This window comes from Rhodococcus sp. SJ-3, from assembly GCF_051918125.1.
Classification (GTDB): domain Bacteria; phylum Actinomycetota; class Actinomycetes; order Mycobacteriales; family Mycobacteriaceae; genus Rhodococcus.
The window spans coordinates 5542746-5568754 of record NZ_CM123306.1 but is presented as its reverse complement, the minus strand read 5'-3'; the positions used below and the strand labels follow the sequence as shown (position 1 = coordinate 5568754).

At 65.6% G+C, this 26009-nt stretch carries 21 protein-coding genes; 12 read left to right on the top strand and 9 right to left on the bottom strand.

Annotation, left to right across the window (positions count from 1 at the left end; all coding sequences use genetic code 11):
• Window positions 1-79 precede the first annotated feature (79 nt).
• The gene (locus ACTDXD_RS25880; protein WP_440125004.1) at window positions 80-1363 is read right to left on the bottom strand and encodes an amidohydrolase family protein; all 1284 of its coding nucleotides are present in this window, start codon (window positions 1361-1363) and stop codon (window positions 80-82) included.
• A gap of 377 nt (window positions 1364-1740) precedes the next feature.
• Between ACTDXD_RS25880 and ACTDXD_RS25875 the strand changes: the two genes are divergently transcribed.
• The 4 genes from ACTDXD_RS25875 (at window position 1741) to ACTDXD_RS25860 (ending at window position 4937) form a co-directional block, all read left to right on the top strand.
• A complete protein-coding gene (locus ACTDXD_RS25875) occupies window positions 1741-3333 on the top strand; it encodes an ABC transporter substrate-binding protein (RefSeq protein ID WP_440125003.1) in 1593 nt (530 codons plus the stop codon).
• Window positions 3334-3335: 2 nt separating this feature from the next.
• Window positions 3336-4151 carry an SDR family oxidoreductase gene (locus tag ACTDXD_RS25870; protein ID WP_440125002.1) on the top strand — a complete coding sequence of 272 codons (816 nt, stop codon included), beginning with the start codon at window positions 3336-3338 and terminating at the stop codon, window positions 4149-4151.
• Window positions 4152-4215: 64 nt separating this feature from the next.
• Window positions 4216-4434: a helix-turn-helix transcriptional regulator gene (locus ACTDXD_RS25865; protein WP_440125001.1), complete on the top strand. Its 219-nt coding sequence runs from the start codon at window positions 4216-4218 to the stop codon at window positions 4432-4434.
• Window positions 4434-4937: a DUF2029 domain-containing protein gene (locus ACTDXD_RS25860; RefSeq protein ID WP_440125000.1), complete on the top strand. Its 504-nt coding sequence runs from the start codon at window positions 4434-4436 to the stop codon at window positions 4935-4937. Before ACTDXD_RS25865 ends, ACTDXD_RS25860 begins: the two co-directional genes overlap by 1 nt.
• 8 nt (window positions 4938-4945) lie before the next feature.
• Here ACTDXD_RS25860 and treY read toward each other — a convergent pair whose 3' ends face one another.
• Genes treY through ACTDXD_RS25845 form a run of 3 tightly spaced genes read right to left on the bottom strand, consistent with a single transcriptional unit; the run spans window position 4946 to window position 11765 of the window.
• Window positions 4946-7345 (bottom strand): malto-oligosyltrehalose synthase, encoded by a 2400-nt coding sequence (gene treY / locus ACTDXD_RS25855; protein ID WP_440124999.1) that lies wholly within the window; start codon window positions 7343-7345, stop codon window positions 4946-4948.
• Entirely contained in the window at window positions 7342-9636 is a 2295-nt protein-coding gene (gene glgX, locus ACTDXD_RS25850) for a glycogen debranching protein GlgX (RefSeq protein WP_440124998.1), read from the bottom strand. Before glgX ends, treY begins: the two co-directional genes overlap by 4 nt.
• Before the next feature lie 53 nt (window positions 9637-9689).
• A complete protein-coding gene (locus ACTDXD_RS25845) occupies window positions 9690-11765 on the bottom strand; it encodes an acyltransferase family protein (protein WP_440124997.1) in 2076 nt (691 codons plus the stop codon).
• Between the two features lie 139 nt (window positions 11766-11904).
• Between ACTDXD_RS25845 and ACTDXD_RS25840 the strand changes: the two genes are divergently transcribed.
• The 3 genes from ACTDXD_RS25840 (at window position 11905) to bioD (ending at window position 15128) form a co-directional block, all read left to right on the top strand.
• Window positions 11905-13185 (top strand): adenosylmethionine--8-amino-7-oxononanoate transaminase, encoded by a 1281-nt coding sequence (locus tag ACTDXD_RS25840; protein WP_440124996.1) that lies wholly within the window; start codon window positions 11905-11907, stop codon window positions 13183-13185.
• Window positions 13186-13281: 96 nt separating this feature from the next.
• Window positions 13282-14421, top strand: coding sequence for an 8-amino-7-oxononanoate synthase (locus ACTDXD_RS25835; RefSeq protein WP_440124995.1), 1140 nt, complete (start codon window positions 13282-13284; stop codon window positions 14419-14421).
• Entirely contained in the window at window positions 14418-15128 is a 711-nt protein-coding gene (gene bioD, locus ACTDXD_RS25830; protein ID WP_440124994.1) for a dethiobiotin synthase, read from the top strand. Before ACTDXD_RS25835 ends, bioD begins: the two co-directional genes overlap by 4 nt.
• 12 nt (window positions 15129-15140) lie before the next feature.
• Here the strand turns inward: bioD and ACTDXD_RS25825 are convergent, their stop codons facing one another.
• Window positions 15141-15773: a class I SAM-dependent methyltransferase gene (locus ACTDXD_RS25825; protein ID WP_440124993.1), complete on the bottom strand. Its 633-nt coding sequence runs from the start codon at window positions 15771-15773 to the stop codon at window positions 15141-15143.
• Window positions 15774-15892: 119 nt separating this feature from the next.
• Here ACTDXD_RS25825 and ACTDXD_RS25820 point away from each other — a divergent pair, with 119 nt between their 5' ends.
• The 5 genes from ACTDXD_RS25820 to ACTDXD_RS25800 are packed head-to-tail and all read left to right on the top strand — an operon-like array spanning window position 15893 to window position 20405.
• Entirely contained in the window at window positions 15893-16180 is a 288-nt protein-coding gene (locus ACTDXD_RS25820; protein ID WP_440124992.1) for a hypothetical protein, read from the top strand.
• On the top strand, window positions 16177-16986 hold the full coding sequence (locus tag ACTDXD_RS25815) for a hypothetical protein (RefSeq protein WP_440124991.1): 810 nt from the start codon (window positions 16177-16179) through the stop codon (window positions 16984-16986). The genes ACTDXD_RS25820 and ACTDXD_RS25815 overlap by 4 nt, the downstream gene beginning before the upstream one ends.
• 40 nt (window positions 16987-17026) lie before the next feature.
• Window positions 17027-18958, top strand: coding sequence for a fumarate reductase/succinate dehydrogenase flavoprotein subunit (locus tag ACTDXD_RS25810; RefSeq protein WP_440124990.1), 1932 nt, complete (start codon window positions 17027-17029; stop codon window positions 18956-18958).
• 1 nt (window position 18959) lies between these two features.
• Entirely contained in the window at window positions 18960-19706 is a 747-nt protein-coding gene (locus ACTDXD_RS25805; RefSeq protein ID WP_440124989.1) for a succinate dehydrogenase/fumarate reductase iron-sulfur subunit, read from the top strand.
• A 60-nt stretch (window positions 19707-19766) separates the two neighbouring features.
• Window positions 19767-20405 (top strand): MSMEG_1061 family FMN-dependent PPOX-type flavoprotein, encoded by a 639-nt coding sequence (locus ACTDXD_RS25800; protein ID WP_440124988.1) that lies wholly within the window; start codon window positions 19767-19769, stop codon window positions 20403-20405.
• 32 nt (window positions 20406-20437) lie between these two features.
• Here the strand turns inward: ACTDXD_RS25800 and ACTDXD_RS25795 are convergent, their stop codons facing one another.
• The 4 genes from ACTDXD_RS25795 to ACTDXD_RS25780 all read right to left on the bottom strand — a co-directional run bounded on the left by ACTDXD_RS25795 (window position 20438) and on the right by ACTDXD_RS25780 (window position 25992).
• Window positions 20438-21421 carry an iron-siderophore ABC transporter substrate-binding protein gene (locus tag ACTDXD_RS25795; RefSeq protein WP_440124987.1) on the bottom strand — a complete coding sequence of 328 codons (984 nt, stop codon included), beginning with the start codon at window positions 21419-21421 and terminating at the stop codon, window positions 20438-20440.
• Between the two features lie 82 nt (window positions 21422-21503).
• Window positions 21504-22634, bottom strand: a complete 1131-nt coding sequence (locus ACTDXD_RS25790) for a VWA domain-containing protein (protein ID WP_440127804.1) — start codon at window positions 22632-22634, stop codon at window positions 21504-21506.
• Between the two features lie 98 nt (window positions 22635-22732).
• Window positions 22733-24922: a DUF5682 family protein gene (locus ACTDXD_RS25785; protein WP_440124986.1), complete on the bottom strand. Its 2190-nt coding sequence runs from the start codon at window positions 24920-24922 to the stop codon at window positions 22733-22735.
• Window positions 24919-25992: an ATP-binding protein gene (locus tag ACTDXD_RS25780; RefSeq protein ID WP_440127803.1), complete on the bottom strand. Its 1074-nt coding sequence runs from the start codon at window positions 25990-25992 to the stop codon at window positions 24919-24921. The genes ACTDXD_RS25785 and ACTDXD_RS25780 overlap by 4 nt, the downstream gene beginning before the upstream one ends.
• Window positions 25993-26009: the final 17 nt, after the last annotated feature.

Sequence of the window (26009 nt, the reverse complement as noted above, 5' to 3'; positions counted from 1 at the left end):
CACAGGGAAGCTCCACTACGACACGCGGTGCCCGCCGATCTCGTCTCGGCGGGCACCGCGCATCCGAGCTTCCGGACAGTTACGAACCGGCTGCCGAGTCTGCGAGCTCGTAGCGCCGGCGGTATTCCTGCTTGGACGTTTCGCTGATGTCGACGTCCTGTGCGCGTGCCCGCAGGGCACCGACGGTGGCCTGCTCACGGGCCGTGTGCTCGAACGGATCCCAGCCGAAGAACCGCGCGGCGTTCTCGAAGGTGACCTTGTCGATCTCCTCGTCGGTGAGCTCGGCAGCGACGAGTTCCTCCATGAGCATCTCGGGGGAGCGCGGCCACGTGGAATCCGAATGCGGGTAGTCGCATTCCCAGGCGATGGTGTCGATACCGAGACGCTCTCGATTGTTCAGGCCGCTGGGCTCGGTGATGTAGCACGCGAGGAAGTTCTTCTTCCACACGTCGGTGGGCGACATGCCCTTCGGCAGGAAACTCGCACCGGTCCAGGACTGGTTGACGATGTGGCGTTCGAGTCGGTCGAGCCAGGGTGCGACCCAGCCGACGCCACCTTCACTCATCGCGACCTTGAGGTCGGGGAATTTCTGGAACGCGCCGCTGAGCATCATGTCGGTTGCGGAGATCGTCGAGATCAGGGGGGTGAGCACCATCATGTCGTCTAGGTCGAAACCCGTGGGGCGCTTGACCAGGCTCATGCCGCCGCCGATGTGCAGGCTGAGCACGATGTTGTGGTCGACGCAGGCCTTGAAGATCGGGTCCCAGTAGCCGGACTTGAAGTCGGGGTAGCCGTCGCCGACGCCGTAGGGGGTTTCCGGGATGGAGATGGAGCGGCAGCCCATCGCGGCGAGCCGGTGGATTTCCTTGACGGATTCGTCGGCGTCGTAGAACGGGATGATGCCGAGGGGGATGAAGCGTCCGGGGTGGGTGTCGGGGACTTCCCCGACCACCCAGTCGTTGAAGGCTTTGAGGGCTGCAAGGGAGAGTTTCTTGTCGGGCAGGGTGGCGAGGTGGGTGCCTGCGAAGCCCGGGAAGGTGGCGAACAGGGTGGCGGCGAGGGTGCCGTTGGCGTCCATGTCGCGCACGCGCATGTCCATGTCGTAGACGCCGGGCCGCATTTCGGCGTAGCCGGTGGGGTCCATGCCCCATTCTTCCTTGGGCCAGGAAACGACGGCGTTGAGGCCGGAGCTGCCGACGACAGAACCCTGGAACAGCCATGCCTCGACGTTGGGGTTGCGGGGATGGGCGGTCAGCGTCGGGGCTTGGTCCATGAGGCTCTTCGGAAAGTGCTTCTCGAAGATGTCTCGGGGTTCGACCACGTGGTCGTCGATGCTGACCATCACCATGTCATCGATATTCATCGAAAATCCTCTCGTGAGCCTGCGGGACGAGACGCCGCAGCAGTGCGGGGCGGGCGGCAATTCGGTCGGGCCGAGAATTCGTGCTGCGGAGCTGCGCCCACGGTGTGCGTCCGGACGGACCGGGTCGGCCGTCCGGTGTGTGACGAGAATCTCCTTACTGCTTTTCGAGAAGACTAATCTCACGGGGTTGCGCCCGCAAGATCGGGAGGGGCCCGGCGTTGTAGGCCGGATGGCGCGCAGCCGAGGTGATTCGCAGGGTGTCTACGAATGTGATCCTTGCCACATGAGTGAAGGCACCCTATTCTCACAATCCAGAATTACATTCCAGATTCGAAGAGTGGGACCTGTGTTCTTCGTTCCCCCGACGAGAGGGTGAAATGCTCCGATCGAAACGTGTGCTTGCAGTGGTGGCGGTGGCATGCGCCACCGCACTGATCTCGACGTCCTGTGGTGGCAACGGTGCCGACAACTCCGGAATGGGAACTTCCGGTTCAGGGGGGCTCGAAGAAACGGCAGACCCGGTGGCGGGTGGCTCTCTCGATGTCATCCAGATGGGTGAGCCGCGCAGCCTCGACCCTGCCGCGTTGTCGAACACCTATGCGCATCAGCCCGCTCTGGGCAACGCCCTCTACGGCTCGCTGATCGTCAACGATCTCGAGACGCAGGAGATCGAATATGTGATGGCCACCGACTTCGCCAGCACCGATGGGGGCGCGACCTTCACCCTCACTCTGCGTCCGGACCTCACGTTCACCGACGGCACACCGTTCGATGCCGCCGCGGTCAAGTACAACTGGGACCGGCTTCGTGATCCGTCTCTCGGCTCCACTGCGATCCGGGTGGCGGGTCAGATCGCTGGAGTCGAGGTGAAGGATCCCACGACGGTGTCGGTCGCGCTCGTGAGCCCCAACCCGCACTTCCCGCAGAGCATGCTCACCACCTCGCTGAACTGGATCGCCTCGCCGACCGCTCTCGAGAAGGGGCGTGAGGCATTCGACGAGAACCCGGTCGGGGCCGGCCCGTTCACCTTGGTCGATTGGGTCCGTCAGGGTGCGATCGAACTGGAGAAGAACCCGAACTACTGGGACGCACCCAAGCCGTATCTCGACACGCTGCGGATAACCACCGTGGCGGATACGAGCCAGCGATTCAATGCCGTCTCGACCGGCACCGCAGACCTGGCATCGGAGGCCAGTTGGGCCACACTCGACAAGGCCGAGCAGGCGGGTGTGGGCACCGAGCTCGTGCCCACCGGCGGTGGCCAGATCATGGTGATGAACACAGCCCGCGCGCCGTTCGACGATGTCAGGGCCAGGCAGGCGGTCTCCATGGCCGTCGACCGCGATGCTTTGAACTCCGTGGTCTACAACGGAGTCGGGGAGGTCGCGGAGTACCTGTTCGTGGACGGTTCGCCGTTCTTCGAGGACGTTCCGTTGTGGACACACGACAAGGATGCCGCCCAGGCACTGTTCGATGAACTGGCGGCCGACGGCAAACCGCTGTCGTTCACCTTCCTGTCCTATCCGACGCAGGAGTCCCGGGCGGCGGGCGAGGCGCTGCAAGCGCAGCTGAAAGCCTTCGACAATGTCGAGGTCGCAGTCGAGGTCGCGGACTATTCCACACTCACGGCCCGCGCGGGTAACCGTGACTTCGACATGATCATCTCGTCCGCGATCGTCCAGGACCCGGACTACGCGCTGTGGACCGCCTTCCACGGTGATTCGCCCGGAAACTTCTCCGGCCTCGACGACCCTGCACTCAACGACGCGTTGGACGCCGGTCGTCTCGCGGAGTCGGACGAGGAGCGCAAGGCTGCGTACAGCACCGTCCAGGCCCGGTTGGCCGAACTCGTGCCGGGTGTGTGGTACATCAAGGCGTCGCCTTCCGTCCTGTACGGCGAGAACGTGCACGGGATCGATCTGTACACCCTCGGCGCGCCGCGACCGGAAGAACTCTGGGTGACGGAGTAGTCATGAAGTTGACTTCGGCGCGACATGCGCTCGTCACAGGTGGCGCAAGTGGAATCGGTCTCGGCATCGCCGATGCATTGTCAGGACACGGTATTTCGGTGACCATCGCAGATATCGACGAGCGAACTCGAAAGTCGGTGGTCGCGACGCGGAGCGACGGCTTCCGTGGTGTTGCTCGCGGTGCCCGAATCCGGGGCGTTGCACTCGATGTCCGTGATCGCGACGCATGGGCGCGGGCCAAGGAGGATTCGGAAGCCGCGTTCGGACCTGTCGACATTCTCGTCAACAACGCGGGTATCGGCTTCAACGGGCCGTCCGTCGTCGATATGGAGCGGGCCACGTTCGACACCCTTGTCGACATAGATCTGATGGGGGTATTCAACGGGGCGGCCACTTTCGGGGCAGAAATGCGGGAGCGGGGAGTCGGGCACATGGTCAACACCGCGTCGGTGATGGGCCTGCTCGCGGGCGCGCCGGGGCGAGGTGCATACAGTGCTGTGAAGGCGGCGGTGGTCGCGTTGTCCGAGGCCATGAGAGTGGAGATGGAGCCTCACGGCGTGGGTGTCTCGGTGCTGTGCCCGGGGCTGGTGAGGTCGAATCTCGATGCCAGCACCCTTCGGATCGGTGGACATGTCGAGGATGCCAGTGCGATCAAGGGCTCCGGGGACATCGGAATGGAGCCGCTGGTGGCCGGTGAACTCGTGGCGCGGGGGATCGAGCAGAACCTGCCGTACATCATCACACATCCGCACTATCTCGATCATCTACAGGCGCGGACGGAGGCGATCCTGGCCGCCGTTGTGCCGGTCACCGGATAAACCCGCCTTCAGAAATAGACAAGCATTCTTGACATTTTGTGTCAAGAATGCTTGTCTTTTCGGTGTGACCGGTACGCCGAGGGACAACAGGGTCCGTGAGTTCCGCAAGAAGATGCGGATCACGCAGGCCGAGCTCGGTGCGCAGGTCGGCGTCAGCCGACAGAGCATCGTGTCGACGGAAAAGGGCGACTACGCGCCCAGTGTCTACCTTGCGTTGCGGCTCGCGCGGAACCTTGGAACCACCGTCGAAGAACTGTTCCCACTGACCGAGGAGGAGCCGTGATGGCCGTGCTCATGAAAGCTGCCCGCACCGTCGGCGATCTGGACGACGAGTTCTACCACGATGAACGTCAGCGTGATGTGTGGAACGAGGCCTCGGCGGTGGGATTCCAACTGGCTCAATGGGCTGCCCTCGTCGGTGGTGCGCTGCTTCCGTGGCTCGCCGGTCGTATCGGCGCGCAGATTGCGATAGGTGTTCTCGCCGTGTGGTTCGTGATCTCGATGGCGGTGATCATGTACGCGCGCGCCTGCGATGTCGACATCTACGCTACGGCGAAGACCTGGCGTCCGCGGACGATCATGGCGGCCCTCGTCTATCTCGCAGGCATCGCCGGAATCTACGCGCGGTTGTCCACCCCGCTCGATCAGGATCCGGCGACGTGGGCCGGGCTGATCGTCGGAGGGCTGGTGGGCGGCGGCGCCGCGGTCGCCGTGATCGTGTGGCACCGGCGCCGCGAGCGTCGTCGCCAGGAAGACGAGGATGCCCGCGATCTGGCGGATCTCTAGTCGATCGGTCAGATCCGGCTCAGCGCGGCGACCGTGAACTCGGTGAGCAGGTCGCCGAGGCGGACTCGACCAGAAACGCGACGGTCGGTCAGCCGATCGATCCACTCTCCCGGCGGTAGCGCCAGCACCGTATCGCCCCAGCCGTGCGTTCCGAGCGAAACGGTATGTCGCGAGGCCACCGCAACCACATCGACGTCGTCGGCATCTCGGCCGCGACCGTACGCGAGCATGTGGTGCGCCGCGGGACCGGTGGCCCGCAGTGGTACGTAGGCGCCGCCGACGAAACTGGCAGGTCTGTCGCGGCGCAGTTGTAGCGCGGCACGGACCACAGCGAACTTCGCCGGTACCTCGCCGGAGCGCAGCAGACGTCGCCGTTCGACGTAGTCGACGGGTCGGCGGTTGTCGGGATCGACCAGTGAATCGCTCCACAGTTCGGTGCCCTGGTAGATGTCCGGGATCCCGGGCCCGAGAAGCTGGAGAAGCTTCTGGCCCAGCGCATCCGATGACGAATGCGGCTCCAGGCCGGCGACGAACTCGGACATTCCGGCACCGCACGGGCCGTCGCACACGGCATCGAGCCAAGCCAGAACCGCACCTTCGAACTCGACATCCACCTCCGTCCACGATGTGCGGGTGCCGTTTTCCCGCAACGCCTTCCGGAGGTAGTCACGCAAGCGAGTGCGCAGTGAATCGGTGACGACGCCGTCGACCGGCCAGACGCCGAACAGCGTCTGCCAGAGGAACGCTCCGATCGCCAGGTCAGGGCTCGGTGCCACCGTCTCCCACTCCGTGACACAGTCGGCCCAAAGCCGCGGCACCTGCGACAGGACGCCGATACGCGCGCGGACATCCTCACTGCGTTTGGTGTCGTGCGTCGACAACGCGGTCATCGCCCGCGGCCATGAGCGTGCGCGCTGAGCCCACAGGAGGTGGAACTCGCTCGGATCGAGACCGAAGCGTCCAGGAGTCCCTCCTACCTCCTGCAGGGAGATCAGGCGGGCCGCGCGATAGAACAGGCAATCCTCCACGGCTTTCGCGGTTGCAGCGCCGCATACCTGGCCGAACCGTGCGGCCGAGTCGGGATCCGTGGCCAATGCCTGAACCAAGACCTCCAGGGCGGGCTCCAACGCGGTGTCGCTGCGTCCCACCCGGCCGACGATGCGCGGCAACAGTGTGCTCAACGGCGCGTAGTCGGCTCGGTACACCGGGACCTGCGGCACCACCGCAATCACGGCGTCACGTACGGCGGTGTCGGTGAGTGCAGGGTCGGTGTGTGCAGGGTCGGTGCCCGCGGTGTTGCCGGTCGCACGCAGGATCGTCCGCACGAGACGATGAATCTCCGCCGCAAGTCCTGTCTCGAGTACGTGCTGCCCCAGCAGATGCTCCTGCGTCTGCACCCACTCCGCGTCGCCGTCGGCGCCGGTGAATGTGCGCGAGAGCGCGCTCAGCTCACCCTCGCCCTGCGGATCGACGAACACCGCGGCAAGTTCGTTGAGCGCGTCATAGCCGGTGGTGCCATCCACGGGAAGTGTCGCGTCGAGGGGTTCGCCCTCGGCGAGGATCTTCTCGATCACGAGCCATCGGTCGGGGCCGATCAGCTCGCGGAGCCGCCGGAGATAGCCCGAGGGATCCGCCAGACCGTCGGGATGATCGACACGAATGCCGTCGATCAGATCGTCCGAGATCCACGACGCGACCTGGGCATGCACCGCATCGAAGACTGCGGGATCCTCCACCCGGACTGCGGCAAGGTCGCTGACGGTGAAGAATCGCCGGTACCCGATCAGACCCGAATTCCACGGCACCAGCCGGTACGACTGGCGATCGTGGATCTCGGCCGCCGTGCCGGAATCGGTGCCCGGTGCGATGGGAAACCGCTTGTCGTAGTAGGCGAGCGTCGGCTCCGTGCCGGATCTGTCGACCGTGCACTCGCGCGCGTCGTCGCCCGAAGCCAGAACGGGCAACGCGATCCTGCCGTCCGCGCCGTTGTCGGCCGCAGTATCGAAGTCGAAGAACTCCGCGTACTCGGACTCGCTGCCGTGGCGGAGAGCATCCCACCACCAGAGATTCTGACGTGCGTCGGCGACACCGACGTGGTTGGGGACGATGTCGACTATCAACCCCATGCCGCGTGCCCGTGCGGCATCGGCCAGTGCTACGAGTCCGGAACGTCCGCCGAGCCCGCCCGAGACCGTGCTCGGATCCACCACGTCGTACCCGTGAGCGGAACCGTCCGCCGCGGTGAGCACCGGCGACAGATACAGGTGGGAGACGCCCAGGGCGGCGAGGTAGTCGACCAGATCCACCGCGTCGGCGAAGGTGAACGCGTCGGGACGCATCTGCAGGCGGTAGGTGGCCGTCAGCGGGACCGGGTTCGCCGCACCAGTGGTCACCGGAGTGGCGTTCATGCCGTCTTCCTCAGGACGAGCACCGAACGAGCTTGCACGGCCACCGATTCCCCGGCCGCAACCGTGGCCGGGTCGCATCGGCCGTCTGCAATATCGGTGTCGAGGGTCAGTGTCCATTCCTGCGCATGCGGCCCATCGGGGGTGACGAAGTCGAGCGGTTCGTCATGTGCGTTGAAACAGAGGAGGAACGAGTCGTCGACGACCCGCTGACCCCGCTGATCGGGTTCCGGAATGCCTTCGCCGTTGAGGACGACGGACAGAGACTTTCCGAATCCGCTGTCCCAGTCTTCCGGCGTCATCTCGTCGCCGGCGGGGGTGAGCCATGCGATGTCGCGGGATTGGTCGCCGCTGCGGATCGGACCTCCTTCGAAGAACCTGCGACGCCGGAACACCGGATGCTCCGTGCGCAACGCGATGACGTTGCGCGTGAACTCCAGCAGGTCGGCGTTCGTCTCGGCGAGTGTCCAGTCCATCCAAGACAATTCGTTGTCCTGGCAGTACACGTTGTTGTTGCCGTTCTGGGTGCGGCCGATCTCATCTCCATGCGCGATCATCGGAGTACCCTGCGACAACATCAATGTCGCGAGGATGTTGCGTTGCTGGCGCGCGCGGAGCTCGAGGACCTCCGGGTTGTCGGTCGGCCCCTCGACACCGCAGTTCCACGAGCGGTTGTGCGACTCGCCGTCGCGGTTGTCCTCGCCGTTGGCGTCGTTGTGCTTCTCGTTGTAGGACACCAGATCCGCGAGCGTGAATCCGTCGTGCGCGGTGACGAAGTTGATCGAGGCACTCGGACGCCTCCCGGTGTCCTCGTAGAGATCGGATGACCCCGTCAGCCGCGACGCGAACTCGCCGAGTGTCGCGGGCTCGCCGCGCCAATAGTCGCGCACCGTGTCGCGATACTTTCCGTTCCACTCGGTCCATAGTCCAGGGAAGTTCCCGACCTGGTAGCCGCCTTCGCCGACGTCCCACGGCTCGGCGATGAGCTTGACCTGCGACACCACCGGATCCTGTTGGACCAGGTCGAAGAATGCGGACAACCTGTCGACGTCGTGCAGTTCACGCGCGAGCGTCGACGCGAGATCGAATCGGAACCCATCGACGTGCATCTCGGTGACCCAGTACCGGAGCGAGTCCATGATCAGCTGGAGAGTGTGGGGGTGTCGGGCGTTGAGACTGTTTCCGGTTCCGGTGTAGTCCATGTAGTGGGTTTTGTCGTCCTCGACGAGCCGGTAGTAGGCGGCGTTGTCGATGCCACGGAACGAGATCGTCGGCCCGAGATGGTTGCCTTCGGCGGTGTGGTTGTAGACGACGTCGAGGATGACCTCGATACCGGCTTCGTGGAAGGTGCGCACCATCGCCTTGAATTCGGCGACGGCTCCGCTCGGTTTCGAGGCCGACGAATACGCGGCATGAGGGGCGAAGAACCCGAAGGTGTTGTACCCCCAGTAGTTACTCAGTCCCTGGTCGCGCAGCGTCTGGTCGTGCATGAACTGGTGCACCGGCATCAGTTCGATTGCGGTGACGCCGAGTAGGAGCAGGTGCTCGATGACTGCGGGGTGAGCGAGACCGGCGTAGGTGCCGCGCAGGTAGTCCGGGACCTCGGGGTGGGTGGCGGTCATGCCCTTCACATGGGCTTCGTAGATGACCGTCTCATGGTAGGGACGACGCGGATGTCGATCGGACGCCCAGTCGAAGAACGGATTGATCACGACGGTGGTCATCGTGTGGCCGAGCGAATCGAGCCGGGGGAGGCCGTCGCCCGAATCCTGTTCGTCCCCGTCGTCCCCGGGGCTGTCCGCCTGCGGATCGTCGCCGGTGCCGATGGACGATCCTGTCTCTGCCCCGGACTCCGGTGCCGGTCCGGATTCAGGAGCTGTGCCCCGGCTGTCGGGGTCCGTACCGGGCAGCGTGTACGAGTACAGGGACGGGTCGTCGTCGAAACCGCCGTCGAATGCCTTGCCGTATGGGTCCAGCAGTAATTTGCTCGGGTCGCATCGATGCCCCGCGGCAGGGTCGAACGGACCGTACACGCGGTAGCCGTAGCGCTGGCCGGGTGAGACGGTCGGGAGATACGCGTGCCACACGTATCCGTCGACCTCGTCGAGCGCGATCCGTTTCTCGGTCCCATCGCGGTCGATCAGACACAATTCGACCTTCTCGGCAACCTCAGAGAACAGAGCGAAGTTGGTGCCTGCACCGTCGTAGGTGGCTCCCAGCGGGTAGGGGTGGCCGGGCCACACCGGAACGGGCTCCGCCGCATCCCGGGTGGTGTTGCTGTCGCTGGGCTCCATGGCTGCTCAGCGTAATGCCAGAAGATGCGGCTCACCCACCGGAGCGAGTTCGCTCACCACCACCCGGTCGCAGGACCGAGTTGACGGCCCAGGTCGGGCGTCAATGTCCGCACGTAGGTGGTCGTGAGATGGTCGTCGTCGCGATAGACGAGTACGTTGCCCTCGACGACGCGGCACACTTGTTGTCGGCACAACGAATCGGTCAGATCTATCAACGTCACCGACGGAAGGTGCGCCGCGGCGGCAAGGGCCGGGTCGACCGGATCGAGCGCGGCAGCGCGGTCGATGCCGCACGACTCGGAAGTGCCGCCCGACGCCAGACAGTCCGAGGCGTTGTACTGGACCTCGTCGTCGATGAGCCACGGATTGTCGCGAATCGCTACCACGGGGATGCCGTAGTCGGCGAGCGTCTCCCACAATTCCACGTACCAGAACGGAGTGAAGTCGCCCGGTCCTTCCCCTGGGTCCTTCGTCCTGGTCGAGGTGGTGAACAGCGCGTCGGGCGGATATGCCGCCAGTTCGGCAAGCACCTTCACCGACCAGGAGTCGCATTCGAAGGTCGGGGAGTCCTCGGTCAGCTCGGTTGCGGGATCGGACAACGGGCAACCGACTTTGAGATAGGTGTCGAGGCGGAAGCCGTGCTCGCGGCCGAGCTCATCGAGCGCCGCGAGCCAGTGCTCGGAGTGCGAACCTCCGGCGAGCACCATGCGACGCGTCGACATCGGGTCGCCGTAGACACAGGTCAAGGCGTCACGGTTGGTGTGCTGCGCGATGCAGCCGTCGATGGTCGCGGGCGGAAGATCGTCGGCGGCCACGATCAGAGGCGGGTATACAGGCTGGTACTCGACCTCGGGTAGTCCGATCGCCGCCGCGCCGGGGTAGAGAGCCGGATCGGGGCGGGCGGAGTGAGAGAAATGACTCACAGTGCGATCGATATGGACGGTCCACCAGGTCGTGCCCGCGATGAGCGCAACACCGATCAGGGCGAGACCTGCAACCAAGGTGGTGCGCCACCGTCCCGGAACCGAGCGCCGGATCGGCGTCTCGATGAACCGCGTCGTGGCTTCGGCGAGGACGACGGAGATACCGATCACGGCCAGTCCGCCGACGAGTCCGACCGAGGGGCGGTCGCGTACCAGCAGGTAGCCGATCAGCACGGGCCAATGCCACAGATACAGCGCGTACGCAATGCTTCCGAGACGGATCAGCGGCGGCGACGACAGGAATCTCGAGGTGGGGGTGTCGGGTCCCGTGGCGCCGGGGACTGCTCCCGCAACGACCAACGCCATTGCCGCCCCCACCGGCACCAACGCCCACGGACCAGGGAAGAGGGCGTTTCCGTTGAGAGCGAAGCCGCACGCGAAAAGAATCGCAAGCCCTGCGATACCCAACGCGGATCGAACGAATTTCGGTGCCCGCACCCACGGCACGACACACACCAGGACGGCGCCGAGCGTCAGTTCCCACACTCGGGCCGCGCTGTCGTAGTACGTCCACGATTGCGGGGTCGTGGAGAACGACGCGTACGCCAGCGAGGCCACGGTGATGAGCGACAGGAGCACGGTCAGCGGCACGCGGACGGGAATCTGCGCCCGCCGCAGCAACCACGCAGAGGCGAAGACCACGATCAGTGCCGCGAGATAGAACTGTCCCTGCACCGCGATCGACCACAGGTGTTGCAGGGGGCTGACCATGGGATCGGCAGCGAGATAGTCGCTTGCGGTGCGCGCCAGTTCCCAGTTCTGCACGAACAGCAACGACGCGCGTGTCTGTTCTGCGACCCGGTTCCACTGGGGGAACGGGAGCAGAATGAGTGCGGCGATCGTGGTGCCCGCCAGGACGAGAACGAGCGGTGCGAGTAGCCGACGCCCGACCCGCCGCAACACGGGCCTCGGATCGAGCGGTGCACCCGACTCCGCGACCCGGAGCAAGGAGCCGACGAAGAAGAAGCCGGACAGCGCGAGGAATACATCGACGCCGCCGGATACGCGCCCGAACCAGACGTGGAAGACCACCACCAAGGCGATTGCGAGTCCGCGGACACCGTCGAGATCGGCGCGATAGCCGGGGCGAGCAGACGCTGGGGCGCCACTGGTGCTCACGGCTGATTGCGACGTATGGACGGACATGGTGCTGGCAGTACCCCTGGTGCGTGTGGGCTCGGCGGCCGGCTCATCCGTCGAGCTGTTCTTGTGAGCAAGCTTCACACGAACCTAGGCAGACTACGGGGTGCAGTTCAGTGATCACCAACCGCTTACAGTCGGATGCGTGTCATCTACCACATCTTCCGCCGCTCGTATCGCGTCTCTCGACGCAGCGCACCTCTGGCATCCGTACGGTGCGTTCCCTCCGTCGACCGAACCGCTCGTGGTCGACCACGCGCATGGCGCGCGGCTCGTCCTGGCCGACGGGCGTGAGCTCGTCGATGGAATGAGCTCATGGTGGGCGACGGTGCACGGTTACCGGCACCCGGCGCTCGACCGCGCTGTCACCGAGCAGTTGTCCAAGATGAGCCACGTGATGTTCGGCGGACTGACGCACGCGCCTGCGGCGCGTCTGGCCGAACTGTTGGTGGAGATCACGCCGGAGGGACTCGACAAGGTGTTTCTCGCCGACTCGGGCTCCGTGTCGGTCGAGGTCGCAATCAAGATCGCGTTGCAGTATCAGCGCGCAATCGGGACACCTGCGCGGCATCGCCTGCTCACATGGCGTGGCGGCTACCACGGCGACACCTTCGCGCCGATGAGCGTGTGCGATCCCGAAGGCGGCATGCATTCGATGTGGACGGACGTGCTCGCGCAGCAGGTGTTCGCACCTGCGCCACCGGCCGAGTTCGACGAGACATACGTCGAGACCTTCGAATCGATCCTCACCGAGCATGCCGACGAACTCGCTGCGGTGATCGTGGAACCGGTCGTGCAGGGGGCCGGTGGAATGCGTTTCCACGACCCCGCCTATCTGCGTGAACTTCGCCGCATGTGCGATGAGCACGGTGTACTGCTGATCTTCGACGAGATCGCGACCGGATTCGGCCGCACCGGCGAGCTGTTCGCTGCGGACCACGCAGGTGTGTCGCCGGACATCCTGTGTGTCGGCAAGGCCCTCACCGGTGGCTACCTGACCTTGGCAGCTGTCCTGTGTACGTCGGCGATTGCCGAGACGATCAGCGCGGGAGAAGGCGGCGGCGTCATGCACGGCCCGACCTTCATGGGCAATCCACTCGCGTGCGCTGTGGCGGTCGCATCCACAGAGCTGTTGCTCGCACGCGACTGGCGTGGCGAGGTCGGCGCGCTGGCAGCGGGACTCGAAGCCGGTCTCGCGCCTGCGCGGGATCTACCCGGTGTTGTCGACGTCCGGGTTCTCGGGGGAATCGGCGTAGTGGAACTCGCCGACCCCGTGGACATGCGTGCTGCAACCGATGCGGCAGTCGGCGCCGGAGTGTGGCTCCGGCCGTTCCGCAACCTCGTCTACGCCATGCCGCCGTATGTGTGCACTGCCGACGACGTGGCACAGATCTGCGACGGCATGCTCGCCGCCGCCCGCAGCTGACCGCGACGATCGCTCGAACGCACCGTGGTGGTCATGGCCGGGTTCCAGTAGGCCTCCACTCGACTACTTGAACGGTGTTCAAGTATGGTGCCGACCATGACTGCAACCGCTGCGCTCGCGTGGCTCGACACCGCCGCCGAGACTCGGCGCCGCGATGGACTGCACCGAGACCTGATTCCACGCACGCCCTCGGCGAGGGTCGTCGATCTCGCCTCCAACGACTATCTCGGACTCGTCCGCCATCCCGAGGTGCTCGCGGGCGCCACTGCCTCGCTACGTCGCTGGGGCGGGGGCGCCACCGGGTCCAGACTGGTCACCGGAACCACGGCCGAACACGAACTGCTCGAACGTGAACTCGCGGAGTTCATCGGTGCCGAGACCGGGCTGGTGTTCTCCAGCGGCTACGCCGCCAATCTCGGTGCGGTCACGGCGCTCGCGGGACGCGACACCCTCGTCGTATCCGACGCCGGATGTCACGCCTCCCTCGTCGATGCGTGCCGATTGTCGCGCTCACGCATCCAGGTGGTTCCGCACAACGACGTCGACGCCGTTGCTGCGGCCCTCGCTACACGCACCGAATCCCGCGCACTCGTTCTCACCGACTCGGTGTTCAGCGCAGAAGGAGATCTCGCGCCGCTGCTCGCATTGCACAAGGTGTGCCGCGAGCACTGCGCGATACTGCTCGTCGACGAGGCCCACGGGGTGGGGGTTCGCGGCGCAGGCGGCCGCGGACTGGTCCACGAGGTGGGCCTCGCCGGTGAGCCGGATGTGATCGTGACGGCGACACTGTCGAAATCGCTCGCTTCCCAGGGTGGCATGGTGCTCGCCGATGCCCGCGTCCGGGAACACCTCATCGACACTGCCCGCACCTTCATCTTCGACACCGGTCTCGCGCCCGCCGCAGTCGGCGCTGCGCGAGGTGCTCTGAAGGTGCTCCGCGCCGAGCCGGAACGGAAAGGGGCGGTTCTGGACCGGGCACGTCACCTTGCCGCCACGACGGCGGCGGCAGTCCCGGAATCGGCCGTCGTCTCGGTGATCCTCGGCGATCCCCACGTTGCGGTCGGTGCCGCCCGCGAGTGCCGTGAGCGGGGCCTGCACGTCGGCTGCTTCCGTCCGCCGTCAGTGCCTGCCGGAACGTCGCGGCTTCGGCTGACCGCCCGCGCCGACCTCACCGGCGACGACCTGGAGTTGATCGACCAGGTGCTCACCGACGTCCTGGCGGGAGCGCGGTCGTGAGCATGTTGTGCGTTACGGGCACCTCGACCGATGTCGGGAAGACCGTGGCGACCGCCGCACTGGCGGCGCTCGCGCTGGCGTCGGGAAAAACCGTGGCAGTGTGCAAGCCCGCGCAGACCGGAATGGCAGACGGGGAACCCGGAGATCTGCGCGAGATCGAACGGCTCACCGGGTCGAGGGTCGATGTTCTCGAACTTGCTCGCTACCCGGAACCACTCGCGCCCGACACCGCGGCGCGCCGAAGCGGTCGCCCGCCCCTGGAACTCGCCGATGTCGTCCAGGCGATCAGAGGACTCGACGCGACCCACGACCTGACCCTCGTCGAAGGCGCTGGGGGAGTGCTCGTGCGACTCGGCGCCGACGGATTCACTCTCGCCGACGTCGCGGCCGCGTTGGAAGCGCCCGCGGTGATCGTGGCGACGCCCGGGCTCGGCACTCTCAATCACACCGCGCTCACGGTTGCTGCTCTGCGTGCCGCAGGGGTGGACTGCGCCGGGGTGATCGTCGGATCGTGGCCGGCCGAACCGGGTCTCGCGGAACGGTGCAACCTCGACGACCTTCCCGATGTGGCGGGGGCTCCATTGCTCGGCCGCATTCCCGAGTACAGCGGCAGGCTCGCGCCCGAGAATTTCCGTGCCGGTGCTCGGACTTGGTTCGACGAACGACTGCAGACCGTGGTGGGCAATCCTCTGCGCGCCTGGCTTTGACGAACGAACCGTTCAGCCGGGCTTGTGAGCGAGGATCCGGAAGCAGATGCCGCGCAGACCGGTTCGGTCGACTGTGTCGATGACGAAGCCTGCATCCTCGAGGTAGGGGACAGGGTCACGCACGAGATTGTCGGCCATGAACTTCAGGGTCAAGGGCTCGATCGCGCGCATGATCCGGGTCAGGAGCCGATTGGTGGAGGGGCCGTGTTCGACGAGCACGAATCGGCCCTGCGGCACGAGCACCCGCATGGCTTCGGCGCAGGCCGCTGCGGGATCGGGGATCGTGCAATACGACAGGGTCGAGACTACGGTGTCGACCGACTCGTCCTCGAGGTCCAATGCCTGAGCGTCGCCTCGTCGCACCTCGCAGTGCGCGAGCCCGTGATCGGCGATGCGCTGCTGCGCGTGTGCGAGCATCCCCGATGAGAGGTCGATCCCTGTCACCGCAGTGACATCCGGACTGTACAGCGGAAGATTCAGTCCCGTACCGACCGCAATCTCGAGGACGCGTCCCGAGGCGTGTCCGACGGCCCACTTGCGTGGATTTCCGAGCAGCCGTCGCTCCGAGAGCCGGATCTGCCTGTCGTATCTCGGTGCTGTCGCGTCGAAGAGCTCAGCGATTCGGGCGTTGTCGGGTCTTGTCACGGAGGTCCTCCACTCGGTGGCGCGAAACCACGTTCGGTGACGGCGGATCTATCGTACTGTGAAGGATGTCACATCGTCGGCCGGCGTCGACGTGCCGACCGCTGGGTCCGGAGGTACGGATGTCCACCACCGAAATGCGGGAAATGCAACGCACTATCGGTCACCTGCGTCAATGCGTCGGTTCGCTGCGCTCACGCTATGGCGACGTTGCCGCAGTGCAGCGGCTTTCGAACGATCTCGAACGACTCGACATCGACGCGCGTGACCTCGCGCAGCGACCGCCGGCCGAGGTCCAGGCACTTTCGGGTGAACGGATTCCGGTTCCCAACGAGCCGTACGACGACTCGTTGTTCCGCGGGGCGGATGTGGACGACGAAGGCCTCGGCGGACTGCACGGAGATCGGTGAACGCGCCGGCGGCGGGGGGAGTGCGATCGGCTACCCGCGCCCGGATCGCGGCTCGAACGCTCCGAACGGACCGGTGGTGGCAGACACCGCTGCTGACCGTTGCCGGTCTTCTGATCTTCATCGTCTACGCCACGGTGCGCTCGTTCGTCCGCTCGTCATACTACGTCGAGGACTACCACTATCTGACGCCGTTCTACTCGCCGTGTGTGAGTGACTCGTGTGTCGAAGGGGCCCGGCACTTCGGTACCTGGGTCGGCGAACTCCCGATGTGGATACCCCTCGCATTCCTGTCGTTGCCGTTCCTGCTCGGCTTCCGACTGACTTGCTATTACTACCGCAAGGCCTACTACAGATCGTTCTGGCTGGCGCCTGCCGCATGCGCGGTCGCGGAACCGCATGCCCGCTATACGGGCGAGACGCGGCTTCCGCTGATCCTGCAGAATGCGCACCGCTACTTCTTCTACGCGGGTGTCGTCATCTCCCTGATCAACACCTACGACATGGTGGTGGCGTTCCAGAGCCCGAGTGGGTTCGGGTTCGGTCTCGGAAACGTGATCCTGCTGGTCAACGTGATCCTCCTGTGGGGATACACGTTGTCGTGTCACTCATGTCGGCACGTCACTGGAGGACGGCTCAAACACTTCTCGGAACACCCTGTGCGGTACAGGATCTGGACGTTCGTATCGAAGCTCAACACCCGGCACATGCAGTTCGCGTGGATCACACTGGGCACCCTGATGATCACGGACTTCTACATCATGCTCGTGGCCAGCGGAACCATCTCGGACCTGCGGTTCGTCGGCTGACGAACGGTCCGGACACACGTCGACACAGGGGAGGTCACGGATGGCGGAAGTCGAACGGCACAAGGTCGACGTGGTGGTGATCGGGGCAGGCGGAGCCGGACTGCGCGCCGTCATCGAGGCCCGTCAGCGGGGCCTCTCCGTCGCGGTCGTGTGCAAATCCCTGTTCGGCAAGGCCCACACCGTCATGGCCGAAGGCGGGTGTGCGGCCGCCATGGGCAACGCCAATTCGCACGACTCGTGGCAGGTGCACTTTCAGGACACGATGCGGGGCGGCAAGTTCCTCAACAACTGGCGGATGGCCGAACTGCATGCGCGAGAAGCCCCCGACCGGGTGTGGGAACTCGAAACCTACGGGGCGTTGTTCGACCGTACCCCCGACGGGCGCATCAGTCAGCGAAACTTCGGTGGGCACACCTACCCACGCCTCGCACACGTCGGCGACCGCACCGGCCTCGAACTGATCCGCACCATGCAGCAGAAGATCGTGTCGTTGCAGCAGGAGGATCGCGCCGAGTACGGCGACTACGAGGCGCGGGTGAAGGTCTACGCCGAATGCACGATCACCGAGCTGCTGAAGGATCCCGAGGGGCGCATCGCCGGGGCCTTCGGATACTGGCGCGAGACCGGACGGTTCGTGTTGTTCGAGGCTCCCGCTGTCGTCGTGGCAACCGGCGGTATCGGCAAGTCCTGGAAGGTGACCTCCAACTCGTGGGAGTACACCGGCGACGGGCATGCCCTCGCGCTTCGGGCAGGCGCCGCGCTGATCAACATGGAGTTCGTCCAGTTCCATCCGACCGGCATGATCTGGCCGCCCAGCGTGAAAGGGATTCTCGTCACCGAAGGCGTGCGCGGAGACGGCGGGGTCCTGAAGAACACCGACGGAGATCGCTTCATGTTCTCGTACATCCCGCCGGTGTTCAAAGGCCAGTACGCCGAAACGGAGGAGGAAGCCGACCGCTGGTACGACGATCAGGAGAACAATCGCCGCACACCCGACCTGCTGCCACGTGACGAGGTGGCCCGCGCGATCAACTCCGAGGTCAAAGAAGGGCGCGGGACACCCCACGGTGGTGTCTTCCTCGACATTGCATCCCGGATGCCCGCGGCCGAGATCATGCGGCGACTGCCGTCGATGCACCACCAGTTCAAGGAACTCGCGGACGTCGACATCACCGCCGAGGCGATGGAGGTCGGACCCACCTGCCACTACGTCATGGGCGGGATCGAGGTCGATCCGGATACCGGTGCCGCATCGGTGCCGGGTCTGTTCGCCGCCGGGGAGTGCTCCGGAGGAATGCACGGTTCGAACCGGCTCGGCGGCAACTCGCTGTCGGATCTGCTGGTGTTCGGCCGGCGAGCGGGCCTCGGTGCGGCCGACTACGTGCTGGGACTGAGCTCCCGACCCAGGGTCTCCGATGATGATGTCACCGCAGCGTCGCGCGTCGCGTTGGTTCCCTTCGACGCAGCCGATGATGAACCCGGGACTCCCGGCGCCGTCGAGAATCCGTACACCCTGCACACCGAGCTTCAGCAGTCGATGCACGACCTCGTGGGGATCATCCGCCGCGCCGACGAGATCGAGCGTGCGCTCGGCGAACTGCAGACGCTGCGCGCCAGAATTCGCCGTGTCGCAGTGGAGGGACACCGGCAGTTCAATCCCGGCTGGCATCTCGCGGTCGACCTGCGCAACATGCTGCTGGTGTGTGAATGTGTGGCCCAGGCCGCCTTGCGACGCACCGAAAGTCGTGGTGGCCACACCCGCGACGACCATCCGTCGATGGACCCGCAGTGGCGTCGCACCCTCCTCGTGTGCCGTGTGAGCGGTGGCGATCCCGTGATTCCCGATGTGTCGGTGACCGCGCATCTGCAGGAGGCGATGCGCCCGGATCTGCTCGAACTGTTCGACATCGACGAACTCGGGAAGTACTACACCGACGAGGAACTCGCGGACCATCCGGGACGGAAGGGCTGACATGGGTTATCGAGCGGCGTTCAGGATATGGCGCGGGGATGTCGGCGGCGGCGACCTTCAGGACTACACCGTCGAGGTGAACGAGGGCGAGGTAGTGCTCGATATCCTGCATCGACTCCAGGCCACACAGACCCCGGACCTCGCGGTGCGGTGGAACTGCAAGGCCGGCAAGTGCGGATCGTGCTCGGCCGAGGTCAACGGTCGCCCTCGGCTCACCTGCATGACGCGGATGTCGGTATTCGACCCGGACGAGACCGTGACCGTGACCCCGATGCGCACCTTCCCGATCATTCGCGACCTGGTGACCGACGTGTCGTTCAACTACGCGAAGGCCAGAGAGATTCCCTCGTTCACACCGCCTGCGGATCTGGCACCGGGGGAGTACCGCATGCAGCAGATCGATGTGCAGCGGTCCCAGGAATTCCGCAAATGCATCGAATGCTTCCTGTGCCAGAACGTGTGCCACGTCGTGCGTGACCACGAAGAGAACAAGGAAGCGTTCGCCGGTCCGCGCTTCTTCATCCGGCTCGCGGAGCTCGAAATGCATCCGCTCGACGTGGCCGACCGCCGAGATGCTGCACAGGACGAGGACGGACTCGGGTTGTGCAACATCACCAAGTGCTGTACCGAGGTATGCCCGGAGAACATCCACATCACCGACAACGCGATCATCCCCATGAAGGAACGTGTCGCCGGTCGCCGTTACGATCCGATCGTCTGGTTGGGCAACAAACTCTTTCGCCGCTGACGGTGCTGGACGATCTGCGCACCGGACCGTTGGGTATCGTCCGGGGTGGAGGTGGCGCCCGTGGAGGCAAGCAGGATCGATGATCTCGTCCGCGAGAGAATCACTACGATCGAACAGCTCGAGGCAGCGGTCGGCGAACCGTTTCCGGCGATGAAAGAGAAAACGACGCCGTTCACGACGCCGCTGATACGCGAGTTCATCGCACAGGCGCGGTTCTTCGTGCTCGCAACATCCGACGCGGCGGGCAACTGCGACAGCTCACCGCGCGGGGACCTGGTCAGCACGGTGCTCTTCCCCGACGAGCGGACGCTGATTCTTCCGGACCGCCCAGGGAATCGCCGCGCAGATTCGTACCGGAACATTCTCGAGAATCCGCACGTGGGAATTCTGTTCATCGTCCCGGGCAACGAAGAGGTCGTCCGGGTCAACGGCACCGCGTCGCTGTCGACGGAGCCGGATTTGCTTGCGGAACTGGCGATGTCCGGCAAACCTGCCCAGCTCGCGGTGATCGTGAGGATCGACGAGGCCTACCTGCACTGTGCACGGGCGTTGCTCCGTGCGAAGGTGTGGGAGCCGTCGACGTGGCCCTCCCAGGAGTCCGTGCCCGCGATCCGCGAGATGATCGCCGAGCAGCACCACCTCGATATCGAGACACTCGAACCGGCCCGGCAGGAGTCGTACCGCGAACTGCTGTACTGACCCCCGCCGGGGCCGGGACGAAGCTGCCGAGGTCAGGCGCCGACGCGCTCGGTCACCTGCGGCAGGAGGTTCTCGAGGGCGAACGGGATCGACAACGCGGTGTTCACCGACATCGCGTTCGCGATGTCGGATCCGCTGTCGAGCACGATCGCTCGTCCGTCGCGCACCGCAGGAATCTGCTGGAACAACGGATTGTCGGTCACTTCGGCGGAGTCGACGTAGATCGGCATCACGATCAGCAGGTCGGAGTCGAGCATGCCGAGGTTCTCGTCCGAGATCGGGATGAAGAAGTTCTCGGTCGCGGTGGCCTCGACCTCCGGATTGTTTACGAACCCGAGATCCTGCATGAACTGCACACGGGCGTCCCGTGAGACGTAGGCGCCCCACCCGTCGGCGGTGTACGACGCAACCGTGACCGTCTTGCCCTCGAACTCAGGGTGCTCGGCCGCGGCCTGCGCGAACTGCGCATCGATCTCGCTGATCAGTTCGTCGCCCTTGTCCGGAACGCCGAGCGCGGTCGCGACCATCGTGATCTGGTCGTCGCGGGGCGTCAGATACGCCGTGGCCCCCTCCGGCGGCCCGATTGTCGGCGCGATCTGGGAAAGCGTGTCGTATCGTGCCTGCTCGCCCGAACCGGCCACGTCGAGTATCACGTCGGGAGCGACCGTCGCGATCTGCTCGAACGACGGCTCGATGGTTCCGATGATCTCCGGGGACTCGGTGTAGAGGCCGTCGGCCCAAGGACCGACCCCGTCGCCGCCGAAGGCAAGCCAGTCGCTCGCCGCGACGGGCTGAACGCCGAGCGCGAGCGCGGTTTCCGCGTCGCCCCACCCGAGTGCCGCCACCCGCTCGGGTGCGGATTCGACGGTGATCGCGCCGAACATCGTTTCGATGGTGGCGGGGAATGCGCCGTCCCCGGCAGTCGCGGTGTCGCCGGAGGGCTCGTCGCCGCCGGAACCGCAGCCGGCCACGATCAGAGCCGCGGCGGCGATGAAGGCCGCACTTCGAAGTTTCACGGGTGTCCTCGTTCCGTCGACCAAGTCAGAGTGGGATAGGTCAGGACATCCTAACTCCACGGTCGGTGCCATCGAGGTGAGGTCACAGAGACTGCGCCCACCTACCGATGTCGCCGCGTTCGAGCGCGAGAGCCAACAGCTCCGGGAACTTGTCCGGTGTGCACGCAAACGCCGGAATCCCGAGTCCGGCCAGCGCCAGCGCGTTGTCGCGGTCGAACGACGGAGCACCGTCGTCGGACAACGCGAGCAGCACCACCACCTGGACTCCCGCGTCCTTCATCGCCGCCATCCGTGTGAGCATCTCCGCGCGGATACCACCTTCGTACAGGTCGGAAATGAGCACGAACATCGACTCGGAGGGGCGTGTGATCAGTGACTGGCTGTACGCGATTGCCCGATTGATGTCGGTACCGCCGCCGAGCTGGGTTCCGAACAACACATCGACCGGATCGGCCAGCTTGTCGGTCAGATCCACCACGGCGGTATCGAACACGACCATCGATGTCCGGAGCGCCCGCATCGACGCGAGCACCGCACCGAACACGGACGCATACACCACGCTCGACGCCATCGACCCCGATTGGTCGATCGCCAGCACCACGTCTCGCTGTACCGCCTGCGATCGTCGTCCGTAGCCGACGAGACGCTCCGGGACCACAGTTCTATGTTCCGGCAGATAGTGAGCGAGATTCGCGCGAATCGTGCGGTTCCAGTCGATGTCCCGCAGCTTCGGGTTCGTCGTGCGCGCGGAGCGATTCAATGCGCCTGTCACTGCTGTACGGGTGTTCTGGGCGATACGTTCCTCGATTGCGCGGACCACCTTCTCGACCACCGACCGCGCGGTGGCCTTGGTGGTCTCGGGCATGACCCGATTCAGGCTGAGCAGGGTTCCCACGAGATGAACGTCCGGTTCGACGGCGTCGAGCATCTCGGGTTCGAGCAACAGCTGGGTCAGACTCAGCCTGTCCATCGCGTCGCGCTGCATCACCTGCACGACCGAGGTGGGGAAGTAGGCTCGGATGTCGCCGAGCCACCGTGCGACCCGTGGCGCCGACGAGCCGAGCCCAGCGCTCCGCGGACCGTTTCCTTCGCCGGAGTCGCGACGGTCGTAGAGGGCGGCGAGGGCACTGTCCATCGCGGCATCGCTCGACGATCCGAGGGCACATGTCGATTCCTGCGCGGCCTCGCCGAGGAGCAGCCGCCATCGGCGCATCCGCTCCTGGCCTGCTGTTCCTGCAGCGACCGGGGGCGCAGAACTCTCCGGTGTCACTGCATCGACCGGTCCGGCGGGCGTCGAAGGTGTTGTCATGCTCACACTCCCAGGATCAGGGCCGTTGCGGCGGTGGCCCGCGTGCCGCGTTCGACATCGACAGCGGCGGTTGCGCGGACCGCTGCCCCACCACGCAGGATGGCGCCGAGTGTCGCCCGTTCGGCCGATTCGAATCCCCCGAACGTGCGCCGCAATACCGGCAGGATGTCGACGAAGTCTTGTTTGTGCAGCCCCGACACCCAGCGGTCGATCAGGGTCAGCAATCCTCGATCATGGATGAGCAACAGCGCGCCATCGCCGACGAATCCGTCGATCCAGCGTGCTTTGGCCGCGGGTTCGCTGCCGATCGACAACGCACGGGACACACGCACCGCGGTGTCCTGTTCGTCGATGCGACCCATATCGCGCAGTAGTCGGGCGGTCCGGCCGGTGAGCATGCCATCGACCTCGTCGCGATCGGCGATGCCGGTGAGGGTGTCGAGCCAGCGCCTCGTGGATGCGGCGTCATCACGCAATGCGAGCGCGGAGTGGACCGCATCGATCTCGCGCCGGAGTACGTCGGCCGCGTCGGTGTCGAGACCGGCCGTCGCAGCGGGCAGGCCCGCGCAGATCCGCACGAGGAGAGCATCGGCAACGTGCGAGAGCGACGACAGGTCGGTGCCGCGTACGTCGCCGTACCGCAAAGTGCGGATCAATGTGGGCAAGGCCGCCATCAGGTGCGCGATGTCGTGATCGAGCGCCGCTGCGGTGTCGATCGACCGGAGGAGTTCGGGAATCGCGTCGCGCAGATCGGCGAGAAGCGCCTCGTCGAGGAGAACCACCACCTGTGCCAGAGTGACGTCGCGGTCGCAGGCACGCTCGAGAACGAGCGCGTGGGCCGCTGATTCGACAGTGGTGCCCCAACGGGACGCCTCCACGATCGAGACCGACAACTCGGGTTCCCACTGCAGCGTCCAACTCTCACGAAACGTACCAGTCGATCGCACATCGCTGACCCGCGGCGTGCCCCAGGGGATTCCGAGTACCCGCAATCGGTGCAGCAGCCGCGAGCGCGCCAGGTCGGTCTGTTTGCGCAGATCCAGATCGAGAGCCTTGCTGTGCGCAGAGCGCTTGAGCCGCAGCGTCTTCGAGGTGGCCTGTAGATCGGCATCGAGAGGCACCGTGGGAGTGGTGTCGGGGACACTGCCGAGGGCCTCTCCGACGACGAGCGTGCGGGTGACGAAGTCGAGCAGCACATCGTCGCCGTCGCAGAGCACCGCGCGGGTGGCTTCGGTGACCTCGGCGAGTCCGGCCAGCGGTCGATTGCGCAACGCCGCGAGGGATCCGGCCAGCCGGGTTGCTTCGATCACGTGTGCGCTCGACACCGGAAGGTCGTGTTCTCGCAATGTCCACGCGACCCGGGTGAGCCACCGTGTGACCGTGTCCTCCTGCTGGGTGAACAGATGGTGATACCAGCCGGGGGAGGTGATGCCTGCGCCGTAACCCGAGGCCGATGCCAGTCGCGAATGAGTCCACGGAACCCACGTCAGCGATGTTCTGACCTTGGGCAGACCCTTGAGCAGCCGCACATCAGGCGCCGCCGGACCGAGTGCGCCCGTCAGCGCGGGAGCGTGCATCGCACCGCAGACCACCGCGATCTTCAACGCTCCGGCCTTGACGGTGCTGCGCAGCACCTGGCGCATGTGCGCCTCGCGCCGCGCCGTGTGGCCGTCGAGTTCGATGTCCTCGCGGAGCGCGCCCATGGCTTCCGCGATCGCGTCGAAATCGGCCGAATGGTCGTGGTCGCCGTCCGTCGTTCCCGACTCGATGACGGTGTCCCACCACTGTTCGAAGTCGTCGTATCCACCGGCAGCCGCGAGCGCACCGAGCGGATCCGGCCGATCCTGTCCCGGCTCCCTGTCGAGGGCGAGCTGCTGTGTCGCTGGCAGGTCGCAGAATCGCACGTCGGCGTCGTGCATGATTGCCCAGCGCAGCGCCTGCCATTCCGGTGAGAATGCGGCAAACGGCCAGAACGCTGAGTTTGCGGGCTCGCCTGTGGCATAGGCGAGCAACGCCACAGGGGGTTGCATATCGTCGGAGGCGATCAGTGCAGCCAGCGGATCGGCATCTGACGGACCCTCGATGAGGACGGTATCGGGTTCGAATTCGGCGAGGGCGCGCATGACCGCGCGGGCGGAACCGGGGCCGTGATGACGGATACCGAATACGCGTACCTGAGCAGACTCCGTCACCCGGTGACCTCACGGCAGGCCCGGTAGAAGCCGGCCCAGTCCTCGCGCTCACGGACCACGGCCTCGAGGTATTCGATCCACACCTGCCGGTCGGCGGTCGGGTCCTTCACGACCGCACCGAGGATCCCCGCCGCGACGTCGGACGGGCGCAGTACACCGTCGCCGAAATGCGCCGAGAGTGCAAGACCGTTGGTGACCACCGAGATCGCTTCGGCAGTGGACAGCGTGCCCGACGGAGACTTGAGCTTGGTACGTCCGTCGGTGGTCACGCCTGAGCGCAACTCCCTGAAGACGGTCACGACGCGGCGGATCTCCTCCGCGGCAGCAGGTACCCGGGGAAGCTCGAGCGACATTCCGAGTTGCTCTACTCGGCGTGTGACGATCGCGACCTCGTCCTCTTCGCTGCCGGGCAACGGCAGGACGACGGTATTGAATCGTCGGCGCAATGCGGAGGACAGATCGTTGACTCCGCGGTCGCGATCGTTGGCAGTGGCAATGACATTGAATCCCTTGGCCGCTTGCACTTCCATGTTGAGCTCGGGTACCGGCAACGTCTTCTCCGACAGCACGGTGATCAGCGCGTCCTGCACGTCCGCCGGTATGCGAGTGAGCTCCTCGACGCGTGCGATCGCGCCGTCGCGCATCGCGGTCATGATCGGTGACGGCACGAGCGCTGCCGGAGACGGTCCCTCGGCGAGTAGCCGCGCATAGTTCCAGCCGTACCGGATCGCTTCTTCTGAGGTGCCTGCAGTGCCCTGCACCAGCCGGGTCGACGATCCGGAGACGGCCGCCGCGAGGTGTTCCGAGACCCAGGTCTTCGCTGTGCCGGGAACGCCGAGGAGCAGCAACGCGCGATCGGTCGCGAGGGTTGCCACGGCGACCTCCATCAGGCGTCGCGGCCCGACGTACTTCGGCGAGATCACCGTGCCGTCGGAGAGCTCGCCTCCGAGCAGATAGGTCACGACCGCCCACGGGGACAGTTGCCACGACGGTGGGCGCGGGCGGTCGTCGAGCCGGGCGAGTGCCGCGAGTTCGTCTGCGTACTGCTGTTCCGCATGGGGACGCAGCATGCTCTGTTCGTCGATGA